Origin of the sequence: Mycobacterium ostraviense (assembly GCF_002705925.1) — a bacterium.
Classification (GTDB): domain Bacteria; phylum Actinomycetota; class Actinomycetes; order Mycobacteriales; family Mycobacteriaceae; genus Mycobacterium; species Mycobacterium ostraviense.
In genome coordinates this window covers 1-699 of record NZ_NKRE01000013.1, presented here as the reverse complement: position 1 = coordinate 699, position 699 = coordinate 1, and the positions used below count along the sequence as shown (strand labels likewise).

2 pseudogenes are annotated in these 699 nt (G+C 63.1%); one reads left to right on the top strand and one right to left on the bottom strand.

Features of this window, described 5'->3' with window-relative positions:
- Nucleotides 1–99: 99 nt before the first annotated feature.
- Nucleotides 100–219 (bottom strand): annotated as a pseudogene (locus tag CDN38_RS31450) (hypothetical protein); the annotation flags it as partial.
- 203 nt (nucleotides 220–422) lie between these two features.
- Here CDN38_RS31450 and CDN38_RS27600 point away from each other — a divergent pair.
- Nucleotides 423–699, top strand: a pseudogene (locus CDN38_RS27600) (IS607 family element RNA-guided endonuclease TnpB); the annotation flags it as partial.

Genomic DNA, 699 nt, shown 5'->3' with positions numbered 1-699 from the left:
CCGGACAGCCCCCTCACGGAACTCCCGGTCGTACTTCATCCGCTTCTCTGGCATCGTGCTCCTCATTGTCGATGCCTCTACGGTTTGGGGGGAACCTCACAACTGCCGCGGCCGCGCCCGCCCCCAACCCGCCAGCACACCCCCACACGACGGACAGCTCAACTCACCGGCCGCCAGCCTGCACTCGACTTGATCGACATCTGCTTCTACGGTGACCACAGCGCCTCCAAGCGCACACAGGCGGCCCTCCCGTAGCACTCGGCCAAGAGACGACGGGAGGGCCGTCGCCTACCAAGGACTTGATCACCGTGCCGCCCCGGCACCACAACGACCAAACCGAGGTACAACCAGCCGACACCCTGCCCACCGTCAGTCCCGGACCCCTACCCCCACGTGGTCACCCTAAATGCCCCCGAACAGTCGTGTCGTGGTCGTTTCAGCAGCTACGCAACCGCTGGAACCAAATCAAGCATCAGGTAGCGGTACGCGACGATGGCTCCCCGTGGTGGCAGGACAACAGTAAAGAGGTGTACGCCAACGCGGTAGCCAATCTCGCTGAGGCGCTGTCTAACTGGGACGATTCACGCACTGGTGAGCGTAACGGCCCGAAAATGGGCTTCCCGAGATTCAAACGCAAAGGCCGCTCGGTCAAGAGTTTCACTTTCACCACCGAAGCCATGCGGGTGGAGCCGTCCCGGC